The sequence below is a fragment of the Phaeobacter sp. BS52 genome (assembly GCF_045040595.1).
GTDB lineage: Bacteria > Pseudomonadota > Alphaproteobacteria > Rhodobacterales > Rhodobacteraceae > Phaeobacter > Phaeobacter piscinae.
Window position 1 is genome coordinate 633899 of record NZ_CP090662.1, and the last position, 20714, is coordinate 654612.

Consider the following 20714-nt stretch of genomic DNA (forward strand, 5'->3'; position numbering starts at 1 on the left):
TAATCATGATTTATGCCAGTTCAGGCAATCGCACGTGATTGCCCGGCTTGGCGACCGGTAAACAGACACCCACCAAGGAAACTGCCCTCCAGCGCGTTATAGCCGTGATAGCCACCACCGCCAAAACCCGCGACCTCTCCAGCGGCAAACAGCCCTGGTACAGACGTGCCATCCGCGCCAATCAGCTGCCCGTCCAGATCGGTCTGCAAACCGCCCAGTGACTTGCGCGTCAGGATGTTCAGCCGCACTGCAATCAGCGGCCCATTGGCATGGTCCAGCAGGCGGTGCGGCTTGGCGGTGCGGATCAGACGATCGCCCCGGTAGTTGCGCGCGGCATGGATCGCAATCAGCTGCGCGTCCTTGGCAAAGGGATTATCCGCCTGCGCATCCCGCGCCTCAATCTGCCGACGCAAATGGCTTTCCTCCAGCGGCAGCTCCCCCAATTCATTCATGCCCTTGACCAGATCACTCAGCGTGCCGGCGACGACGAAATCCGCACCATGTTTCTTGAACGCCTCCACCGGGGCCGGGGCCTTGCCCCGCGACAACAACCGCGCGCGAAGCACCTCGCCCCATTTGCCAGAGGTCAGATCCGGGTTCTGTTCGGATCCGGAGAGGGCAAATTCCTTTTGGATGATCTTCTGGCTCAGGATGAACCAACTGTAATCCTGCCCGGTCTTCAGGATTTCGCGCAGGGTGCCCAGCGTGTCGAACCCCGGCAAATAAGGCGCGGGCAGGCGGTCGCCTTTGGCGTCAAACCACATCGAAGAAGGCCCCGGCAGGATGCGGATGCCGTGGTTGGGCCAGATTGGATTCCAGTTGCGCAGCCCCTCGGTGTAGTGCCACATCCGGTCGGCATTGATGACATGGCCGCCAGCGGCCTCCGCGATGGGGATCATGCGGCCATCCACGTGAAGGGGCACACCCGACACCATGCGGCGCGGCGCCGGGCCGAGCCGCTCCACCGGCCAGTTCTTGCGCACCGCATCCAGATTGCCGCCAATCCCGCCCGAGGCGACCAGCACCGACGGCGCATAGACCTCAAACTCGCCGATTTCCTGCCGATTGGTGCGTGCGCCCTGCGGGGCCTCATCTGCGGCCAGAACCTCGCCGGAGACACCTTTGACGATGCCGCCCTGGGTGATGATATGGCTGACCTGATGGCGAAACCGCGGCTGGATCAAACCAGCCTCAATATGGGCCTCAACCCGCGCGGCAAAGGGGGCGACCACTCCGGGTCCGGTGCCCCAGGTGAGGTGAAAGCGCGGCACTGAATTGCCGTGGCCTTCGCCATCGCCGCCGCCGCGTTCGGCCCAGCCCACCACCGGAAACCAGCGCATCCCCAGCCCGTGCAGCCAGGCCCGCATCTCGCCACTGGCAAAGTCCAGATAGGCCCGCGCCCAGCGTTGCGGCCAGTGATCCTCGGGGCGATCAAACTGGGCGCTGCCGAACCAGTCGCGCCGCGCCAGATCGGGGCAGTCGCGAATGCCCATGCGGCGTTGCTCTGGCGTGTCGATCATGAACAACCCACCAAGGCTCCAATGCGCCTGACCGCCCAGGAAATGCGCAGGCTCCTGATCCAGCAGGATCACCCGCTTGCCCCGGTCGCCCAGTTCGGCTGCCGCCACCAGTCCGGCCAGCCCGGCGCCGATAATGATCACATCTGCGCTGTTGTCCGTTGCCTGTCCCATGGTGTGCCTCCGCTATTGGTCCCCGTGGTGGGATCAGCCTAAGCGTGCAGAGGGCACAGGCGCAAACCCTGCGCGCCCTGCCGTTGGGTCATATCCGCGTGATCCGCCCGTTCAAAGCGGCCAGAACAGCAAGATTGACGGGATAGAGACGGCGATGATCAACACCTCAAGCGGCAGGCCAATGCGCCAGTAATCACCGAACTGATAGCCGCCCGGGCCCAGCACCAGCGTGTTGTTCTTATGCCCGATAGGGGTGAGGAAGGCCGCAGAGGCCGCGACAGCCACTGCCATCAGGAACGGATCAGGTGACACCCCAAGGCCATTGGCCATCTGTATGCCGACAGGGGCTGCAACAATGGCTGTGGCTGTGTTGTTCAGCACATCCGACAGCGTCATGGTAACCACCATCAACACCGTCAGAATGGCCCAGGCGGGCATCCCATTGGTCAGTGTGAGCAGGCTTTCAGCAATCAGAGCCGTTCCACCGGCGCTGTCTAAGGCTGCTCCCAATGGGATCATGGATCCCAGCAGCACAACCACCGGCCATTCAATGTGGTCATATAATTCCGCCAGCGGCAGGATCTTGGTCAACACATAGGCCACCACCACCAGCCCCAGCGCAATCGGCAGATAGATAATCCCCAGCGAGGCGGCGAGCACCGCCCCCGCAAAGAGGCCAATCGCCAGCCAGGTCTTGTCATTGGCGGTTACCGACAGGCCACGCTCGGCCAGCGGCAGGCAGCCCAGCCATTCTGTCACATCGGCGCCCCGTTCCCGCGGGCAGAGCAGCAGCAGGATATCCCCGGCCTCAATCTGTTCCTGGCGGATATGGCGGGTCAGGCGGCGACCCTGCCGCGCCAGCCCCATCAGAACTGTGTTCTGCCGCCAGGCCAGCCCCAGCGCCTGCGCGCTGCGCCCCTTGATGCGGGCGGTTTCCGGCACCACCACCTCAACCAGTTCAAGCCCATCGCCTGCGGCCGCCAGTTTCTCCTGGCGCGCGGCATCGGCAAAATCGAGGGAGGCGGCGCTGCGAAACTCATCCAGCGCTTCGGGTGTGGCCTCCAGCACCAGAGCGTCACCAGCCCGTAGCATCTGACCTGCCGCCCGCCCATAAAGCCGCTTGCCGTCGCGGATCAGCCCGAGAATGGCGACATCGGCTTTCTCCGCTTCCTTGTCGAATTCTCCCAGCCGCTGACCGATCATTTCGGAGCCTTCGGGCACCGTCAGCTCGGCAATATACTGGGACAGCTGTGCCTCTGACGCGCCCGCCGCATTCTGGCGTAGCGGGATCAGGCGCCAGCCGATCAGTGCGACAAACAGCAACCCCGCCAGCGCCGCAATCCCGCCCACCGGGGCGAAGTCGAACATCCGGAACGGTTCTCCCAGGGTCTCCTCGCGGATTGAGGCAATGATGATATTGGGGGGTGTCCCGATCAGCGTCGCCATACCGCCCAAGATGGTGGCAAAGGATAGCGGCATCAGGCTCATCCCCGGTGTGCGCCCGGCCTTGCGCGCGGTCTGGATGTCCACCGGCATCAGCAGCGCCAACGCCGCTACATTGTTCATGAAGGCCGACAGAACCGCGCCGATCCCGCCCATCAGCGTGATATGTGCGCCCAGATTGCGGCTGCTGTCCACCAGCGTGCGGGTGATCAGAAACACCGCGCCCGACCGAACCAGCCCAGCCGAGACCACCAGCACCAATGCCACTACCAAGGTGGCCGGGTGGCCAAACCCGGCAAAGGCGTCGCTGGCGGGCACGACGCCCAGAACCACCGCCACCATTAGCGCTGAAAACGCCACGATATCATAGCGGTACTTTCCCCAAAGCAGCAGGCCAAAGACAGCGGCAAAGAGGGCGAATAAAACGGTCTGGTCAAATGTCATGGCGCCACTCTAGCCGCTGAGGCGGGTTGGGCAACCGTCGCAATGCACCCTTCTGTCGTGGCGCGTGCCCAGGATCCGGCGGCGCTGGTAGGGGCAGGGTGCATATGGGGCGCTTGAAAGCCCCCACATGTCGGGGCTATATGGGCGCCAGATCGAAATTGAAGCAGCAAGGATGCACCATGGCAGGCCATTCCAAATGGGCGAATATCCAGCACCGCAAGGGCCGTCAGGACGCCGCGCGGTCGAAATTGTTCTCGAAACTCTCCAAGGAAATCACCGTCGCCGCCAAAATGGGCGACCCCGATCCTGAGAAAAACCCGCGTCTGCGTCTGGCGGTGAAGGAAGCCAAGAGCCAATCCGTCCCCAAGGATGTGATTGATCGCGCGATCAAGAAATCCACTGCCGGTGAAGGCGATGATTACGAAGAAATCCGCTATGAGGGCTATGGCCCGAATGGCGTGGCCGTCATCGTCGAAGCCATGACCGACAACCGCAACCGGACCGCCTCCACCGTGCGCTCCACCTTCTCCAAGAACGGCGGCAACCTCGGCGAGACTGGCTCCGTCGGCTTTATGTTCGACCGCAAGGGTGAGGTGACTTACCCGGCAACGGTCGGCGATGCGGACACCGTGATGATGGCTGCGATTGAAGCGGGCGCTGAGGATGTCGACAGTTCCGAAGATGGCCACATCATCTACTGCGCCGATACCGACCTCAACGAGGTGTCCAACGCGCTGGAAAGTGAACTGGGCGAGTCCGACTCGACCAAGCTGGTGTGGAAGCCCACCACCACCACCGAGCTGGATCTCGAAGGCATGCAGAAGCTGATGAAGCTGGTGGATGCGCTGGAAGACGATGATGACGTGCAGCGGGTCACCACCAACTTCGAAGCCTCGGATGAGGTGATGGAGCAGCTGTAAACCGCGGCTGCGACAACGAGAAAGCCTGAGGCCCGCCGGACTGGCGGGTCTTTTTGTCTGCGCAGTCCCCTTGGGTCCAAGCCGCATAAGGATGAAACGATGAAAATCAGAGGTTTCCGCGCCGAAGATGCCGCAGCGCTGGCGCAGATCTTTCATGCGGCCGTGCATGGCGTAAGCGCGCGGGACTACAGCCCGGAGCAATGTGCCGCCTGGAGCCCGGAACCGGCCCCGGCAGAGGCATGGCAGGGCCGCGCAGATGACGGGCGATTTGTCTTTGTCGCAGTAGACGACACGGATCAGCCGCAGGGCTTTATTGAGCTGGAGCGGGACGGCCACATCGATTGCTTTTATTGCCATCCGAAAGTTGCGGGCACCGGCGTAGGTCTTGCGCTTTATCAGCAGTTGGAGGCACAGGCGCGGGATTTGGGGCTGAACAGCCTATATGTTGAGGCAAGCGAGGCCGCGAAGCGGTTTTTCTCCCGGCAGGGTTTTACTGACGAGGGGCGCCGCGAGATCGAACGCCGGGGCGTCGGGCTTCACAACTACCGCATGACCAAGGCCCTGAGCTGATCTGAGACGATCAGGGCTGCGTCAGCACGCCTTCCCGTCGCAGTTCATCTGCGTCCGGCATCCACAGGTCGTGGCTCGCGGTGGCAAACAGCCGGTCGGCAAACCCTGCGCTGATGCCCTGTTCGATCAGGAACGCCCGATCGCGCGCCTGTTCGCGGCCCAGATCCACCTGTGGCAACCCACCGGGGAAATTCAGCGCATAGGCGTGAAACCCCAAGACGCCCTGATCGGCCAGCCTGCGCTGTTGCCCCGCCGCGAAGATCAGCGTGCAGGCAGAGGCGCAGGTGCCCTCCGCCACCGTGTCCAGCGCCCGCTCCCGGATCAGCCGGGCCACACCGCGTGCCTCATAGATCAACCCGCCCGGACCGCTCAGGGCGACCTCACGCAGGGCCGGGGCCTCTGCCATCATCGCCGCCACACGGCGGGTCAGCCCATGCGGGATTTCCCCGACAAAGACCAGCCGCCGCCCATCAGGGGTGATCGACAAGTCATAAAGCGCCTCGCGCGCCAGCCGTTCCTGCTCGGCATAATCCGGCTCATCCGGGGTCGTCGCGATCAGCACCGCGTCCCACCACAGGGTGACGGTGGCAAAGCCGGCAAAGAGAATGGCCAGATATCCACCCCAGACCGGCGCCAGATGTCCGGTGTCGCGGATATGGGCATCGGCGCTGCGCAGGAAGCACCGCGCCTGCCACAACAGCAGCAGCGCGTCGATCAGAACCAGCGCATAGAGCAACCGTATCGGCAGCACCACGACCGTATTCAACAGTGCCCATGTCAGCAGCACCACCAGCCGGGGCAGGATCAATTGCCACAGGAAGCTGCGCCCCAGCGACAGGATGCGCCTGCGCACTGGCGATCTGCGCGCAGGATCGGTTGCAAGACCGGTGGCGGCTCCCGGTGTCTGGCTGTCGTGGTCCTCTGGCACCTTGATGTGAACCCGGTGGTTAGATCGGCGTCAGATGCCGACGCGCTGATTTGAGCACAGCACGTGTTACATCGGCAAGGGCCGGGGCCAGTACCCGGCTCACCTGCCAGGTCAATGGCACATCCAATGAGGTGTCCGGGATCAGCGGGCAGAGTTGCTCTGCCGTCAGATAAGGTGCTGCCAGTTGTTCAGGGTTCATCCCCCAGCCCACGCCTGCCAATGCGGCATCGACAAAGGCCTGACTGGACGGCAGGAAATGGACGGGCGGTGCAATCCCGCTGCCGACATGTGCGCTGAGCCAGCGCCCCTGCAGCTGATCCTTGGCATTAAATATGAGACAGGGCGCGCGCGTTGCGGCCTCTTGTGTCACGCCCTTGGCAAACCAGCGCTCCCGAAACCCTGGTGAGGCCGTCGCAATATAGCGCAGCGCCCCTAATGGGTGGGCATCGCAGCCAGCCACCGGCTTGGCGTGGGCTGTTACCGCCGCCGAAACCTCGCCCCGGCGCAGCCAGTCGGCGCTGTGATCCTGATCGTCGATCACCAGATCAAACAGCAGCCCGTCGCAGGCGGCCATCACCGGAACAAACCAGGTCGCCAGACTGTCCGCATTGATCGCCACTCGCAGGCGCGAGGCACCGGGCGTGCGCTCCAGCCGCAGATCCTCTGACACAGCCGCTTCCAGCAAGGCCACATCCTCGGCGTGTTTGGCAATGCGAAGCCCGGCCTCGGTGCCAAGGCACGGGCTGCCACGTTGCACCAAGCTGCTGCCGATCCGATCCTCCAGCGCCTTGATCCGCTGCGAGATCGCTGAGGGCGTGACCAGCAGCGCCTGCGCCGCCGCCTCAAAGGAGCCAAGCCGCAGGACCGCCGAGAGCGCGGCAAGGTGATTGGGATCAAATTTCATTAGCTCTGCTTAATTGAGGTTATTCGGATTAATTTGCGTACAGCACTAAGGCGGCGTAGTCAAAGTCGCAGATGCGGAGATCGGTCCGCGCAGACACCACCAAAGGATATCCCCATGCCCCCCAGCCTGATCGCCGGTTTCTTTCTGGGCCTCAGCCTCATTATGGCCATTGGTGCGCAAAACGCCTTTGTGCTGCGGCAGGGGCTGCGGCGACAGCATGTGTTTTGGATCTGCTTTACTTGTGCCAGCTCCGATGCGCTGTTGATCGCTGCCGGTGTTCTGGGGTTTGGCTCTCTCGCATTGGCGGTGCCGTGGTTTGAGATGGCGATGCGCCTGGGCGGGGCGGCGTTTCTACTGTGGTACGGCGCGCGCAGCCTGATGGCGGCCTGGCGTGGCGGGGCGCATCTGGACAGTGCCGACGGGCAGGGGGCGCCGGTCACACTCTGGCCGGTGCTGGCAACGGTTCTGGCGCTCACCTGGCTAAACCCCCATGTCTATCTGGATACCGTGGTGCTGCTCGGCTCAATCTCGGCGCAATATCCGCAGCCGCTGGTGTTCGGCTTGGGAGCAGCGGTCGCGAGCTTCGTGTTCTTCTTCACGCTGGGCTACGGCGCCAGCTTTTTGGCGCCCGTCTTTGCCCGTCCTCGGGCGTGGCAGGTGCTGGATGTGCTGGTGGGTCTGACCATGTGGGCCATCGCGCTCAAACTGCTGTTGATGTAGGGGCTGTCTCCTCACTCCTGCCGTCACGAGGATCTGCGCGTTATCCGACCAAACCCGCACCCATCGCCCCAGCCTGAAGATATTTCATATGTGAAGGGTTGTTCTGCAGCGACCCGGGTGGTCTCATGCCCGCCATGACCACAACACCCCAAGACGCCCCGTCGCCCGCACCACGCACTGCCGCCAATCAGCCCTTGAGAGGCGTGTTCTGGATGCTGATGACGGGCTTCTGCTTTGTAGCGGTGACGGCGCTGGTCAAATACCTCGGCGACCGTGTCCCGCCAGCGGAATCTGCGTTCTTGCGGTATCTGCTGGGGCTGGTGTTCCTGTTGCCGATGATTGGCGCGCTGCGCCGGAGCCAGCTGACACCGCGCCTTTGGGGGCTGTTTGCCATGCGCGGGTTTGTCCATACCCTGGGGGTGATCCTGTGGTTTTTTGCCATGACCCAGATCCCCTTGGCAGAGGTCACGGCGATGAACTACCTCTCGCCGATCTATGTCTCCATCGGGGCGGCGCTGTTTCTGGGAGAACGCATGGCGCTGCGCCGGGTCGGGGCCATTCTGGTGGCGTTGATCGGCGCGCTGATCATCCTGCGGCCCGGATTTCGCGAGGTGGAGGCAGGCCATATTGCCATGCTGTTCACCGCGCTGGCCTTCGGCGCGTCTTATCTTCTGGCCAAAACCACTGTGGACGGCACCAGCCCGGTGGTGGTCGTGGCGATGCTGTCGATCTGGGTGACGGTGTTTCTTGCGCCCTTCGCCGCTGTGGTCTGGGTGACACCCACGCTGTGGGAATTGGCGGTCCTGTTTGCGGTCGCCTGCTTTGCCACCGCTGGACATTATACAATGACACTGGCTTTCGCCTCGGCACCGGTGACGGTCACTCAGCCGGTAACGTTTTTGCAATTGCTTTGGGCCACACTGCTCGGGGCGCTGGTCTTTGGTGAGGCGGTTGATATCTGGGTGGTCGCCGACGGCTGCCTGATCCTGGCGGCTGTCAGCTTCATCACCTGGCGGGAGGCGGTGCTGAAGCGACGGGCCCTGACACCGGCCAGCCTCGCCACAAAAGTCTGATTTCGCAAAACCGTCACATAGCGCTGCTAGGGACCTCGAACGGCTTCGGTAACAAAGGTGGAACTCATGCGTGCCCGACTGATCTTGGCGTTTCTGCTGGCACCGCTGGGGCTGGCGCTGCCCGCCCAGGGGCAGGCCGCAGGCGCGGGGGGATCAGACGGTCCGGGCTACGCAGGGCTGGAGATCTGCAACGATACCGCTGTGCCCCAGTCGGTCAGCCTGGCCTATCGCGACGACGGGCGGTGGATGTCTCACGGCTGGTGGGGGCTGCCACCTGAAACCTGTGAACGCGTGCTCGACGGGTCGCTCAAGAACCGGTTCTACTACTTCCGCAGCGAGGCGCAGAATTGGCAGTTTCTGGACGAGCGGATCTCATTCTGCACAGCGCCAGGTGACTTCACGATCTACGGCGACCGGGATTGTGCCATCCGTGGCTATGACAGCGCATTTTTTGCCAAGATTGACACCAATATTGCCACCGCTCCGTCCGCCAGTGATCAGCCGACGGTGGCTTATGTGACCCGGCTGAGCCTCCATTCCCGCCCCAAGGCCGACGGCGCTGGTCCGCTTAGCACGGCGATACCGGGGGCGGGCGCGACGGCGGACCTCGCCTTTGATCAGGACGTGACCTTTCAGGGCTGCGAGGAGCGCGGCGATGGTCGGGTGATTTGCAAATTGGTGATGGGGGCGGGGCAGCTTTGCGTGACAAATGACGGGATGACGGATCCGGCCATCATTGACCGGCTGCAGGCGCTGGACCCCGGCACGCCGGTGCGGGTGTCGGGAGAGAGCCTGACATCCGGCGATCGCGTGACCTTTGCCAGTTTAAATTCCCTGACAGAGCGCGCAGAGACCCGGCATGATCTGATGTTGGATGATCTGGCTGGCCGATGGGTGTCGCAGGCGGATGCCTATGATCTGTTCATCATTGAAGGCGCCTCGCGGCATAATTTCTACGGGTCGGTTGAGACCATGACTGAGCTGTTGTCGGTTCAGACCGCCTGCGATGATGCCTCAGGCGCAGGACTCTATATGGTGGCTCAGGCTGAGGACGGCGGCCCCACCCATTGCTACCGGATCATCTCCCTGACGGAGGGCGAACTGGTGCTGTCCTACATGCCGCGCGGAACTGAGCTGCGCTATCACCGCCAGGATCAGCCCTTGCACTGACCGGCGGGACCCCCGGTGCGGCGGTGGCGTGGTCAGTTCAACGCCAGATCCACCACCCGGTGGGCAGCGCGGCGGGCCTGGGCGGAATCCAGCGGTGTTTCGGACTGGGCAGCCTGCAACCAGACCCCGTCCATATAGCATTGCAGGGCGTGGCGGGCCGTCTCCACCCGATCCTGCGGCAGCAGGCCGTTCAACTCCGCCAGAAAATGGCTGCGCACCCGGCTGCGATTGATTCTGTGCAGCCGCGACAGGCGCGGCGAATAGGGCGCGCTGGCCCAGAACTGCATCCAGAGACTGCATTGCGCGACGCTGAATAAATCATCGTCAAAATTGGCATCCATCACCGCATAAAGCCGCTCTTTCGGGCTATTGGCAGTGGCATATCCCCGGATCATTGCCTCGCGCAGCTTGTTCAGAAGATGGCGCATCGTGGCTTCCATCAGCCCCTCCTTGGAGCCGAAGTAATAGTTGATCGAGGCCGCCGAGGCCCCGGCCTCCTTCGCGATTTCTGCCATGGTAACAACACCATACCCGCGTCGGTGAACGGCGACGATGGTGGCTTCGATCAGCTCTTCATTGCGGATGTCGCGAATTCTTTTTCTACCCATTCTCCAGTCTTGCGTCAGGTCGCTCTGCGTTTCAACTCCTGTTATGCGCATTCCGGATCTTGAACGGCCATTTAAAAATAGGTTTAGAGATGACCATTTTTCTGCTATGCCTGCCGCACACGTCAAAAGGGCGATCAACGCCCATCCAAGGGAGGGACGTATGACAACAATCATCTCAGCCGGGATCTTGCTGGCCTTTGCGCTGGTGATTTTCTGCGTGATCAAGTGGTGGAACATGCGCATTGTCGGGGTTACCCCGGTGCCATTGTTCACCTTCATCGCAATCCTGTTCACCTCGGGTCTGGATGTGGGGCTGATCATGTTCCCGCTGGCCTTTGACTATCCGCTATATGCGGATACTGCGGCAGAGCCTGCCTATGCGTTCACCAATCCGTTGGCGCTTGAATTCGGCTTCTGGGGCTTTCTGATCTGGGCCTTCTACTTCCTGACCTCATTCTACTTCTGCGCCATCGAACCGCGGGTGAAGTTCTTTGAGATCGGCATCGTGAAGCTGCTGAACAATCTGGTGATCATCACCACCTGTGCCTTCACCGGCGCGCTGTTCCTGATCTACATGCCTTATTACATCGCCGAAGTCGGCGACGGCGAGACGGTCATCCCGGCCTTCTATGTGATCTGCTTCCTGGTGATCCTGGCGGCGGCCTATTCCTCCACCGATATCAAATATGTGCGCATCCTGTCGGTCACCTCGACCTTCCTGTTCTTCGCGCTGATCCTCGGCATGTGGGCCTATGCAGGCATGGGGCTGGGTGAATTTGCCACCACCGCTGGCAATATCGGCGGCTACTTCGCCAACATCCACAAATTCGTCCTGCCGCTGACCGACTATCATGAGTTCTACCTGTTCTGGTGGTTTGCATGGTCGATCATGATTGGTCAGTTCACCTCGCGCTTTGTCGGCGGTCTGACCACATGGCAGCTGCTCGCCGCACTTCTGGTGTTCCCGTCGATCCCGCTCGCGGTGTGGTTCTCGGTGCTCTACTTCTATCACCTCAACACCATCCCGACCGCAGGTCTGATCAACTGGTCCATGACTGTCGTTGGCATCCTCTTCGTGATCAACTCGTTTGACTCGCTGATCCGCCTTTACACCGACAACATGAACCTCAGCGCCGAACGTCTGGGCAAGCTGCCTTATGTGCTTGGCAATGCGGTGGCGCTGTTTGCCCTGACCCTGGCCTTCCAGAGCCAGTGGCTGCAGATCCAGTGGGTGGGAACCGTGGTCATCGGCATCTACATCGCCTGCCTGATCTACATCTTCGCGAAGAAGCGCAGCGAAGTTGCCGCGATCACCACATCGCCTGAGGAAAACACCCTCGACTTTGATCGTATCAAAACAGCCCACTAAGTGAGACTGGGCGCCCCGGCCCGCCAGATGGCAGGGCCGGGGCCTTTCGCGGCCTCGCCGCCCCGAGATTTCAGACAGCTTCGGTTTCAGACGCCATGGTTCCCACCCTGTGCAGGATACCGCTCGCCGTAACAGTTTACCCGGCCAGAGGCCGCATCGCAGAGACCAGGAGACGTTGGAAAGATGACTGCCCCGAATATCCTCATCGTGATGGTTGATCAGTTGAACGGCACGCTGTTCCCCGACGGTCCCGCCGATTTCCTGCATGCGCCCAATCTCAAGAAACTGGCAGCCCGCTCCACCCGATTCAAAAACGCCTATACCGCCTCGCCGCTCTGCGCGCCGGGCCGTGCCTCTTTCATGTCCGGTCAGCTGCCGTCGCGCACCGGCGTCTACGACAACGCGGCTGAATTCCGCTCCGATATTCCCACCTATGCGCATCACCTGCGGCGCGCGGGTTACTACACCTGCCTGTCGGGCAAGATGCACTTCGTCGGCCCCGACCAGATGCACGGGTTTGAGGACCGCCTGACCACCGATATCTACCCGGCCGATTTCGGCTGGACGCCGGATTATCGCAAACCGGGTGAGCGGATCGACTGGTGGTATCACAACATGGGATCCGTCACCGGCGCAGGGGTGGCAGAGATTTCCAACCAGATGGAATATGACGATGAGGTCGCCTATCACGCCAAAGCCAAGCTTTATGATCTGGCGCGCGGTAAGGATGAGCGCCCCTGGGCGCTGACCGTCAGCTTCACCCATCCGCATGACCCCTATGTGGCGCGCAAGAAATACTGGGATCTATACGAGGATTGCGAGCATCTGCTGCCACAGGTCCCGGCGATGGACTATGCAGATCACGACAACCACTCCAAACGGATCTTTGACGCCAATGACTGGCGCAGCTTTGATATCTCGCAAGAGGACATCAAACGCTCCCGCCGCGCCTATTTCGCCAATATCTCCTACCTTGATGACAAGATCGGCGAGATCCTTGAGGTGCTGGAAACCACCCGGCAGGAGGCGATCATCCTGTTTGTTTCTGACCACGGCGACATGCTGGGCGAGCGGGGATTGTGGTTCAAGATGAGCTTTTACGAAGGCTCCGCCCGCGTACCGCTGATGATTTCTGCACCAAATCTGCCTGCCGGGCTGATCGAGACGCCGGTGTCCACATTGGACGTGACCCCAACGCTGGGCGCGCTGGCCGGTGTGGATATGGCGGAGATCGAACCCTGGACCGACGGGCAGAACCTGCTGCCGCTGGCGATGGGCTCCGAGCGCAGCGAACCGGTCGCCATCGAATACGCAGCGGAGGCCTCTTATGCGCCGTTGGTGTCGCTGCGCTACGGCAAATGGAAATACAACCGCTGCGCGCTGGACCCCGACCAGCTGTTCGATCTGGAGGCCGACCCGCAGGAACTCAACAACCTGGCGGACGATCCGGCCCATGCAGGCACGCTGGAATCCTTGCGCGCCAAGTCAGAGGCCCGCTGGAACCTGGACACTTTCGACGCAGAGGTGCGCGCCAGCCAGGCCCGCCGCTGGGTCGTCTACGAGGCGCTGCGCCAGGGCGGCTACTACCCCTGGGATTACCAGCCGCTGCAGAAGGCCTCGGAGCGCTACATGCGCAACCACATGAATCTCGACACCCTCGAGGAAAGCAAACGCTTTCCCCGCGGTGAATAACCCGAAACAAACATCACGCCAGTTCATCTGGCCCCAAATATCCCCGCCGGAGGCATGAAATTATGACCCACCCCGCACAACCCAAAGCCAGCCACTTCATCAACGGCGAATACGTTGAAGATACCGCAGGCACCCCGATCCCGGTGATCTATGCCGCCACGGGTGAGCAAATCGCCACCGTCTACGCCGCCACCCCGGCGATCGTGGAACAGGCGCTCTCCACCGCCAAGGAAGCGCAAAAGGCTTGGGCCAAGATGACCGGCACCGAGCGCGGCCGCATTCTGCGCCGTGCCGCCGATATCATGCGCGAGCGCAACCATGACCTGTCTGTTCTGGAAACTTACGACACCGGCAAACCGCTGCAGGAAACTCTGGTCGCTGACGCCACCTCTGGCGCTGATGCGCTGGAATACTTCGGCGGCTTGGCCGCTAGCCTCACCGGCGAGCATATCCCGCTGGGCGAGGACTGGGTTTACACCAAACGCGAGGCGCTGGGCCTCTGCGTCGGCATCGGTGCCTGGAACTACCCGACCCAGATCGCCTGCTGGAAAGGCGCGCCCGCGCTGGCCTGCGGCAACTCGATGGTGTTCAAGCCGTCCGAGACCACGCCTTTGTGTGCCTTGAAAGTCGCCGAGATCCTGATTGAGGCTGGCGCCCCTGCAGGTGTCTTCAACGTCGTTCAGGGTATGGGCGAAGTGGGCGGCGCGCTGGTCACTGATCCGCGCGTCGACAAGGTCTCGCTGACCGGCTCCGTTCCGACCGGCAAGAAGGTCTATGTAGCCGCTGCCGAAGGCATGAAGCACGTCACCATGGAACTGGGCGGCAAGTCGCCGCTGATCATCTTTGATGACGCCGACATCGACAACGCCGTCGGGGGCGCCATCAACGGCAACTTCTACTCCTCCGGCCAGGTCTGCTCAAACGGCACCCGCGTGTTCGTGCAGAAGGGCATCAAGGAGAAATTCCTCGCCCGTCTGGCAGAACGCACCGGCAACGCCATCCTGGGCGACCCGATGGATGAGGCCACCAGCTTCGGCCCGATGGTCACCGAGAACCAGATGAACATCGTGCTGGGTTATATAGAGAAGGGCAAGGAAGAAGGCGCCCGCCTGATCTGCGGCGGCAACCGCGCCGACAAGGACGGCTACTTTATCGAACCAACAGTGTTCGCAGACGTGACCGACGATATGACCATTGCGCGCGAGGAAATCTTTGGCCCGGTCATGTCCGTCCTCGATTTTGAGACCGAGGAAGAGGTCGTGGCTCGCGCCAACGACACCGAATTCGGCCTGTCCGCGGGCGTTTTCACCAAGGACTTCACCCGCGCCCATCGCGTGATCGGCAACCTTGAGGCCTGCAGCTGCTTCATCAACTCCTACAACGACGCGCCGGTCGAGGCGCCGTTCGGCGGCGTGAAGGCATCGGGCGTTGGCCGCGAGAACTCGAAAGAGGCGATCAAGCACTTCAGCCAGGTGAAATCCGTCTACGTCCGCATGGGCGACGTCGAAGCGGCGTTCTGATTGCCCTTTTGGGCCACGCCCACCCACCCGCCCCGTTGCCCAAAAGGGCAAAAGGGAAGGGGTTGCTGAGAGGTCGCTGAGGGCGCTTTGCGTCCTCAGCAGACCAGAACAATGATGAGGCAGATTCGGGGTGCCTCAAGGACAAGCCGCGCCAGGGCGCGGTGCCACAGGCATCCTTGACCCAGCCCGAATCCGCAATGGAGAGACGCAATGAACGCGGATTATGTGATTGTTGGCGCCGGATCAGCCGACTGTGCCATGGCTTACCGGCTGTCAGAGGCCGGTAAATCGGTGCTGGTCATTGAACACGGGGGCACAGATGCAGGCCCCTTCATCCAGATGCCCGGCGCGCTGAGCTATCCGATGAATATGTCGATGTACGACTGGGGCTATAAATCCCAGCCGGAACCGCATCTGGGCGGGCGTGAACTGGTTTGCCCGCGCGGCAAGGTGGTTGGCGGGTCGTCGTCGATCAACGGGATGGTCTATGTGCGCGGCCATGCAGGCGACTACAACCACTGGGCCGAGTCAGGGGCTGCGGGCTGGTCCTATGCCGACGTGTTGCCCTATTTCAAACGCATGGAAACCTGGGATGATCGCGGTCATGGTGGCGATCCCGATTGGCGCGGCACCGACGGCCCGCTGCATGTGACCCGCGGCCCCCGCGACAACCCGCTGCATGCGGCCTTCGTCAAGGCGGGGGAACAGGCTAGCTACCCGGTGAGCAAGGATTACAACGGCGAGCAGCAAGAGGGCTTTGGCCCGATGGAAATGACGGTCCACAAGGGCCAGCGCTGGTCCGCAGCCAACGCTTATCTGAAACCCGCCCTGAAGCGCGACAATTGCGAGATGATCCGCGCCCTGGCGCGCAAGGTGGTCATTGAGGACGGGCGCGCCGTCGGCGTCGAGGTCGAGCGCGGCGGCAAGATCGAAGTCATCCGGGCAAATGCGGAGGTCATTCTTGCGGCGTCTTCGCTGAACTCGCCCAAACTGCTGATGCTGTCGGGCATTGGTCCGGCAAAACACCTGGCCGAGCATGGTATTGATGTGGTGGTTGACCGTCCCGGCGTCGGGCAGAACCTGCAGGACCATCTGGAGTTCTATTTCCAGTTCGCCTCGAAACAGCCGATTACCCTGTTCAAATACTGGAACCTCTTTGGCAAGGCACTGGTGGGCGCGCAGTGGCTGTTCACCAAAACCGGTCTTGGCGCCTCCAACCAGTTCGAAAGCGCCGCGTTCATCCGCTCTGACAAGGGCGTGGACTACCCGGATATCCAATACCACTTCCTGCCGATTGCCGTGCGCTACGACGGGCAGGCCGCAGCTGAAGGCCACGGGTTCCAGGCCCATGTCGGCCCGATGCGCTCGGACTCGCGCGGGGAGGTCACGCTGGCCTCTGCCGACCCCAAGGACGCGCCGAAGATCCTGTTCAACTACATGTCCACGGAGAAGGACTGGGAAGACTTCCGCAAATGTATCCGCCTGACCCGTGAGGTTTTTGCGCAGGATGCGATGAAACCCTTCGTCAAACATGAGATCCAGCCCGGCGACGCGCTGCAGTCTGACGAAGAGCTGAACGGCTTCATCAGAGAGCACGTGGAAAGCGCCTATCACCCCTGTGGCACCTGCAAGATGGGTGCGGTTGAGGATCCGATGGCGGTGGTTGATCCGGAATGCCGTGTCATCGGCGTTGAGGGGCTGCGTGTTGCCGACAGCTCAATCTTCCCCCGGATCACCAATGGTAACCTCAATGGTCCCTCGATCATGACGGGCGAGAAGGCCTCTGACCATATTCTGGGCCGTCGCCTGCCGTCGTCCAATGCGGAACCCTGGTTCAACCCGAATTGGGAAGGCTCACAGCGCTAACCACTGTACGGCGATCCCGGTATCATGATCGCCCTTGGTAACGATCCCTGAAACGCCCGCTGCACAATGTTGCGCGGGCGTCTTTTTTATGCGCTGCCGCCCGGCGTTTGATCCGCGTCAAAGTGGGTGGCAGACCGTCGCCTTAAGCTCTGGCTGACGCTGAGAAAAAGGAGCGAACAGATGTCCAACACCCCACATGAGCTGGCCGAAGAATTCCCCGATAAAACCGCGCAGATCAGCCAGCTGAAACAATCTGACGCGCATTTTGCCAAACTTTCGGATGAGTATCACGCGGTGAACCGCGCGGTGCATCGTGCGGAAACCAATGTGGAACCGGTCAGCGCCGAGGCCGAAACCGGCCTGCGCAAACAGCGCGCCGCACTGAAGGATGAAATCTGGGGCATTCTGTCCAAGGCGTGAACTCTGCCGAAAGAACAGCACGGAGGGGCGCCTCGGGCGCCCTTTTGTTTTGGAGGCGGCAATTCTGAAGGTTCAACGAAGGGGCCTTATTGGTCATGAAGCCTGCAGAAAACGGACCCAGCACGCCACGGCTGCACGGGTTGTGGAAACAATGCGGCAATAGGGGGTGACTGTTTCCGCCTCACCGCGAAGATTAACCAAATTTCATCAAATTTGAGGCAAAATAGGGCGATCTCCCACGCTTTCGTATAGTCTGGATACAGCGAACGAATGGGCTTCGGCGCGGATCATTGCCGAAGCGGTCAGAGTTGAGGAGACGCCAGATGGAACAGAGCTGCCAGACTGTTTTTGGTGAGGACATGCACGGAACCGCTGGGACTGACAGCGATGCCGAAATTCTGGCGGCTGTGCGCCGGGTCCTGACCGCCGAGGATATCAGCCATCCGGATGTTGTGGAGCCGCCCCGGAAAGCCTCCTTTGTGTCCACACTTCTGACCCGGCTGCGCGGCTGATCTGCCTGCCTCGCGTGCAGGCCGCTGCGCCACCCGGGGACCAGGAACCCTGCGAACCCCTTAGCAACGCCCTTTTGTAAGGCATTGTGCCGCAGCCGACACGGTCAGCTCACCTCGTAGGGCAGCACGCCGCGTTGGTCGGTGTCGATGCTCAGCCGGCTGTTCCAGCGGCGGCACCGACCGCTGATGACAGTCGCGCCGCTCGCAGATGCGACAGGAAATCCCGATCGGCTCATAGGCGCTGTCCTGGCTCACATCCAGCGTATCCGCATAGACCAGCGCATCGGCGTGGCGCACTTCACATCCCAGCGCGATGGCATACCGGCGTACCGGTGAGCCAAAGGAGCCGCCGGGTTTTGAGACATCCCGCGCCAGCGAGATATAGCGCACCCCATCCGGCGTTTCCGCCAATTGCCGCAGGAACCGCCCCGGCGTTTCAAACGCGCGGTGCACATTCCATAAGGGACAGGCGCCGCCGAAACGGGCGAATTGCAATCTGGTGGCCGAGTGGCGCTTGGTGATTGTGCCCGCCTGATCCACCCGCACAAAGAAAAACGGCACCCCCTTGGCGCCGGGGCGCTGCAGCGTCGACAGCCGGTGGGCCACCTGCTCGATTGAGGCGCCAAAGCGCGTGGAGAGAAGTTCCAGATCGTGGCGGCATTCGACCGCCGCTTCCAGAAACTGCCGATAGGGCATCATAGCCGCCCCGGCGAAGTAATTGGCCAACCCGATCTTGGCGATGGAACGGGCCGCGTCGCTGTGGAATTTTGCAAAATCCAGCGTCGCCTCCAAGAGGTCATTCTGATGCAGCAGTGCCACCTGCAACAGCAGCTGAAACAGCTGTGTCTGCGGCGAAGCCCGGTTGGACAGTCGCAGCACCTTTCCCGCCGGATCAAATTTGCGCAGCCCGTCGATATCGCCGAATACCACGCTGATCCCGGCCTGATCCAGCGCCGCGATTGCCGCGCTGCGCGCATCCAGCCGCCCGCAGAAATTCTCTGCCGCGCGGTCGACCGCGTCGATATAGTTGTCACAATAATGGAAGAAATCACGGACCTCTTCCCAAGGGGAGGCCTGAATGCGCGCATCCTCCCGCCCTAGGGCTTCATCGAGTGAGGCCAGCCGTTCATGGGTCTGTCGATAGGCACGGTGCAGGGTCAGCAGCGCCCGCGCCAGGGCTGGTGCGTTGGAAGCCGTCAGCCGCAGATCGGCCATCGGGGGCGTGTCATCGGCAAAAACCGGATCAGCCATCACTTCGCGCATGTCACTGACCAGCCGCTCACTGTCGCCGGCAGACAGCTCTGTCACATCCAGACCGAACTCCTGCGCCAGCGCCAGCACCACAGTTGTCGATACCGGCCGGTTGTTGTTTTCCATCTGATTGAGATAGGGCAGGGAGACGCCCAGTTTGGCGGCAAACTCCTTTTGCGTCAGCGACAAGCGCAGCCGCATTTCCCGCAGCTTGGCCCCGGCATAGAGTTTCTGTTGCGCCATGTGAGCTACCTTTGCAAACTGAGAGTGTCACAATTGTAGAATTGCAAATCAATTGGCGCAATAGGGGGCTGGACTGGGGTCTTGAGCGCCCCGGCTGCGGAACGGCTCCTTTCAGATACCCGGTTCAGATACCCGGTTCAGATACCCAGTGATTTCTCGCGACGGATTACCACCCGGATCGAGACGAATCCCAGAACGGCGGTCCCCAGCATGATGGCCAGCAGGGGCACCGGGGTTGATCCCGGCACCAGCAGATAGCCTGGCATAAGCGCTGAGACCCGCGCCCACCCCAATCATAATCGCCCCTGCCAGGCCAGAGGCTGTCCCCGCCAGATGCGGGCGCACAGAAATGGCACCCGCCGTGGCATTGGGGATCGCCATACCGTTGCCTAACCCGACAAACGTCATAAAGCCAAAGAAGGAATAGACACTATCTGCGCCAACCAGCGCCAGTCCCAGCGACAGCGCGACGCCAACCCCGTTGATCAGGCAGCCCCAAAGTACCATCTGATTAAGACCAATTCGCACAGAGTAGCGCCCGGACAGGAAATTGCCGACGAAATAGCCAACAGCGGGGGAGGCGAAATAGACCCCAAGCTGCGCCGCCGACAGCCCATAGACCTGTGTCCCCATAAAGGGCGCGCCGCCCAGATAGGCAAAAAACGCCCCTGACGACAGGCCTGAGGCCAGCGAATAGCCCCAGAATCGCGGCGACCGCAGCAATTCCGGGTATTCACGGAACTGCGCCATCAGCGTCTTGCCACTCTTGCGCGCGGTTTCGCCCAGATCCAGATAGGCGATCGCAAATGTGCCAGCACCCAGCGCCATCAGCAGCCAGAAATTGGCTTTCCAGCCCAGCGTTTCCTCCAACGCGCCGCCAATCACCGGGCCGATCATCGGCACCACCGCCATGCCCATGGTGACATAGCCGATCATGCTGGCGGCCTGATCACTGTCATAGATATCGCGCACGGCGGCGCGGCTCAGCACCATGGCCGAGGCAACGATGGCCTGGCACATCCGAAACAACAGGAAAATCTCGGCCGAGGGCGCGTAAAGACAGCCCAGCGTTGCCAATAGGAACAGCGCCACCCCCCAGAGGATCACCGGGCGCCGTCCCAATTTGTCCGATATCGGTCCGACAAAGATCTGGACCACCGCGCTCACCGTAAGGTAGAGCGCGACCGACAACTGCATCAGGCTGTAGTCGGCATTGAAATACCGCGCCATCCCGGGAAGGGAGGGCAGAAAGATATTCATCGCCAGCGCCGACAGTCCTGATAGCAGGATCAGCGTGCCGATATTCGGGTTGGACCGGCGGTCCAGAAATCGCCGCGGAATGGTTCGCATGTGAACGAGTTAGGTCACAC

16 protein-coding genes and 2 pseudogenes are annotated in these 20714 nt (G+C 61.8%); 11 read left to right on the top strand and 7 right to left on the bottom strand.

Annotation, left to right across the window (positions count from 1 at the left end; translation table 11 throughout):
* Nucleotides 1-20 precede the first annotated feature (20 nt).
* Nucleotides 21-1691, bottom strand: a complete 1671-nt coding sequence (locus tag L0Z65_RS03075) for an FAD-binding dehydrogenase (RefSeq protein WP_405110660.1) — start codon at nucleotides 1689-1691, stop codon at nucleotides 21-23.
* 111 nt (nucleotides 1692-1802) lie between these two features.
* Nucleotides 1803-3578 carry an SLC13 family permease gene (locus L0Z65_RS03080; protein WP_102896687.1) on the bottom strand — a complete coding sequence of 592 codons (1776 nt, stop codon included), beginning with the start codon at nucleotides 3576-3578 and terminating at the stop codon, nucleotides 1803-1805.
* A gap of 179 nt (nucleotides 3579-3757) precedes the next feature.
* Between L0Z65_RS03080 and L0Z65_RS03085 the strand changes: the two genes are divergently transcribed.
* Together L0Z65_RS03085 and L0Z65_RS03090 are read left to right on the top strand one after the other, a co-directional pair.
* The gene (locus L0Z65_RS03085; RefSeq protein WP_405110664.1) at nucleotides 3758-4498 is read left to right on the top strand and encodes a YebC/PmpR family DNA-binding transcriptional regulator; all 741 of its coding nucleotides are present in this window, start codon (nucleotides 3758-3760) and stop codon (nucleotides 4496-4498) included.
* Between the two features lie 99 nt (nucleotides 4499-4597).
* The gene (locus L0Z65_RS03090; protein WP_405110667.1) at nucleotides 4598-5068 is read left to right on the top strand and encodes a GNAT family N-acetyltransferase; all 471 of its coding nucleotides are present in this window, start codon (nucleotides 4598-4600) and stop codon (nucleotides 5066-5068) included.
* Between the two features lie 10 nt (nucleotides 5069-5078).
* Here the strand turns inward: L0Z65_RS03090 and L0Z65_RS03095 are convergent, their stop codons facing one another.
* A complete protein-coding gene (locus L0Z65_RS03095; protein ID WP_096871736.1) occupies nucleotides 5079-5996 on the bottom strand; it encodes a hypothetical protein in 918 nt (305 codons plus the stop codon).
* Between the two features lie 19 nt (nucleotides 5997-6015).
* Nucleotides 6016-6900 carry a LysR family transcriptional regulator ArgP gene (locus L0Z65_RS03100; protein WP_405110670.1) on the bottom strand — a complete coding sequence of 295 codons (885 nt, stop codon included), beginning with the start codon at nucleotides 6898-6900 and terminating at the stop codon, nucleotides 6016-6018.
* A gap of 114 nt (nucleotides 6901-7014) precedes the next feature.
* Between L0Z65_RS03100 and L0Z65_RS03105 the strand changes: the two genes are divergently transcribed.
* The 3 genes from L0Z65_RS03105 to L0Z65_RS03115 all read left to right on the top strand — a co-directional run bounded on the left by L0Z65_RS03105 (nucleotide 7015) and on the right by L0Z65_RS03115 (nucleotide 9863).
* Entirely contained in the window at nucleotides 7015-7620 is a 606-nt protein-coding gene (locus L0Z65_RS03105; protein WP_405110673.1) for a LysE/ArgO family amino acid transporter, read from the top strand.
* Between the two features lie 125 nt (nucleotides 7621-7745).
* Nucleotides 7746-8693 carry a DMT family transporter gene (locus L0Z65_RS03110; protein WP_405110676.1) on the top strand — a complete coding sequence of 316 codons (948 nt, stop codon included), beginning with the start codon at nucleotides 7746-7748 and terminating at the stop codon, nucleotides 8691-8693.
* A gap of 66 nt (nucleotides 8694-8759) precedes the next feature.
* Complete coding sequence (locus L0Z65_RS03115) at nucleotides 8760-9863, top strand: DUF1036 domain-containing protein (protein WP_405110679.1); 1104 nt, start codon at nucleotides 8760-8762, stop codon at nucleotides 9861-9863.
* Between the two features lie 32 nt (nucleotides 9864-9895).
* Here L0Z65_RS03115 and betI read toward each other — a convergent pair whose 3' ends face one another.
* The gene (betI, locus tag L0Z65_RS03120; RefSeq protein WP_096871732.1) at nucleotides 9896-10471 is read right to left on the bottom strand and encodes a choline-responsive transcriptional repressor BetI; all 576 of its coding nucleotides are present in this window, start codon (nucleotides 10469-10471) and stop codon (nucleotides 9896-9898) included.
* Between the two features lie 160 nt (nucleotides 10472-10631).
* Between betI and L0Z65_RS03125 the strand changes: the two genes are divergently transcribed.
* The 6 genes from L0Z65_RS03125 (at nucleotide 10632) to L0Z65_RS03150 (ending at nucleotide 17850) form a co-directional block, all read left to right on the top strand.
* Entirely contained in the window at nucleotides 10632-11840 is a 1209-nt protein-coding gene (locus tag L0Z65_RS03125) for a BCCT family transporter (protein WP_096871731.1), read from the top strand.
* A gap of 183 nt (nucleotides 11841-12023) precedes the next feature.
* Nucleotides 12024-13532: a choline-sulfatase gene (gene betC / locus L0Z65_RS03130; RefSeq protein ID WP_405110683.1), complete on the top strand. Its 1509-nt coding sequence runs from the start codon at nucleotides 12024-12026 to the stop codon at nucleotides 13530-13532.
* Nucleotides 13533-13594: 62 nt separating this feature from the next.
* Nucleotides 13595-15052: a betaine-aldehyde dehydrogenase gene (gene betB / locus L0Z65_RS03135; RefSeq protein ID WP_405110686.1), complete on the top strand. Its 1458-nt coding sequence runs from the start codon at nucleotides 13595-13597 to the stop codon at nucleotides 15050-15052.
* A 210-nt stretch (nucleotides 15053-15262) separates the two neighbouring features.
* Complete coding sequence (gene betA / locus L0Z65_RS03140; RefSeq protein ID WP_405110689.1) at nucleotides 15263-16918, top strand: choline dehydrogenase; 1656 nt, start codon at nucleotides 15263-15265, stop codon at nucleotides 16916-16918.
* Nucleotides 16919-17098: 180 nt separating this feature from the next.
* The gene (locus tag L0Z65_RS03145; protein WP_014875165.1) at nucleotides 17099-17338 is read left to right on the top strand and encodes a YdcH family protein; all 240 of its coding nucleotides are present in this window, start codon (nucleotides 17099-17101) and stop codon (nucleotides 17336-17338) included.
* Nucleotides 17339-17661: 323 nt separating this feature from the next.
* Entirely contained in the window at nucleotides 17662-17850 is a 189-nt protein-coding gene (locus tag L0Z65_RS03150) for a hypothetical protein (RefSeq protein ID WP_040170432.1), read from the top strand.
* A gap of 104 nt (nucleotides 17851-17954) precedes the next feature.
* Here the strand turns inward: L0Z65_RS03150 and L0Z65_RS03155 are convergent.
* Both L0Z65_RS03155 and L0Z65_RS03160 read right to left on the bottom strand, forming a co-directional pair.
* Nucleotides 17955-19344: pseudogene (locus L0Z65_RS03155) on the bottom strand (short-chain fatty acyl-CoA regulator family protein).
* A 137-nt stretch (nucleotides 19345-19481) separates the two neighbouring features.
* Nucleotides 19482-20694, bottom strand: a pseudogene (locus tag L0Z65_RS03160) (multidrug effflux MFS transporter).
* Nucleotides 20695-20714: the final 20 nt, after the last annotated feature.

Excerpts from the sequence above, each read along its gene's own strand:
- L0Z65_RS03100 (WP_405110670.1), bottom strand. The coding sequence starts at position 6,900 with ATGAAATTTGATCCCAATCACCTTGCCGCGCTCTCGGCGGTCCTGCGG.
- betI (WP_096871732.1), bottom strand. The coding sequence starts at position 10,471 with ATGGGTAGAAAAAGAATTCGCGACATCCGCAATGAAGAGCTGATCGAA.
- L0Z65_RS03090 (WP_405110667.1), top strand. The coding sequence starts at position 4,598 with ATGAAAATCAGAGGTTTCCGCGCCGAAGATGCCGCAGCGCTGGCGCAG.
- L0Z65_RS03075 (WP_405110660.1), bottom strand. The coding sequence starts at position 1,691 with ATGGGACAGGCAACGGACAACAGCGCAGATGTGATCATTATCGGCGCC.
- L0Z65_RS03080 (WP_102896687.1), bottom strand. The coding sequence starts at position 3,578 with ATGACATTTGACCAGACCGTTTTATTCGCCCTCTTTGCCGCTGTCTTT.
- betB (WP_405110686.1), top strand. The coding sequence starts at position 13,595 with ATGACCCACCCCGCACAACCCAAAGCCAGCCACTTCATCAACGGCGAA.
- betC (WP_405110683.1), top strand. The coding sequence starts at position 12,024 with ATGACTGCCCCGAATATCCTCATCGTGATGGTTGATCAGTTGAACGGC.
- L0Z65_RS03145 (WP_014875165.1), top strand. The coding sequence starts at position 17,099 with ATGTCCAACACCCCACATGAGCTGGCCGAAGAATTCCCCGATAAAACC.
- L0Z65_RS03115 (WP_405110679.1), top strand. The coding sequence starts at position 8,760 with ATGCGTGCCCGACTGATCTTGGCGTTTCTGCTGGCACCGCTGGGGCTG.
- L0Z65_RS03150 (WP_040170432.1), top strand. The coding sequence starts at position 17,662 with ATGGAACAGAGCTGCCAGACTGTTTTTGGTGAGGACATGCACGGAACC.
- L0Z65_RS03125 (WP_096871731.1), top strand. The coding sequence starts at position 10,632 with ATGACAACAATCATCTCAGCCGGGATCTTGCTGGCCTTTGCGCTGGTG.
- betA (WP_405110689.1), top strand. The coding sequence starts at position 15,263 with ATGAACGCGGATTATGTGATTGTTGGCGCCGGATCAGCCGACTGTGCC.
- L0Z65_RS03105 (WP_405110673.1), top strand. The coding sequence starts at position 7,015 with ATGCCCCCCAGCCTGATCGCCGGTTTCTTTCTGGGCCTCAGCCTCATT.
- L0Z65_RS03110 (WP_405110676.1), top strand. The coding sequence starts at position 7,746 with ATGCCCGCCATGACCACAACACCCCAAGACGCCCCGTCGCCCGCACCA.
- L0Z65_RS03085 (WP_405110664.1), top strand. The coding sequence starts at position 3,758 with ATGGCAGGCCATTCCAAATGGGCGAATATCCAGCACCGCAAGGGCCGT.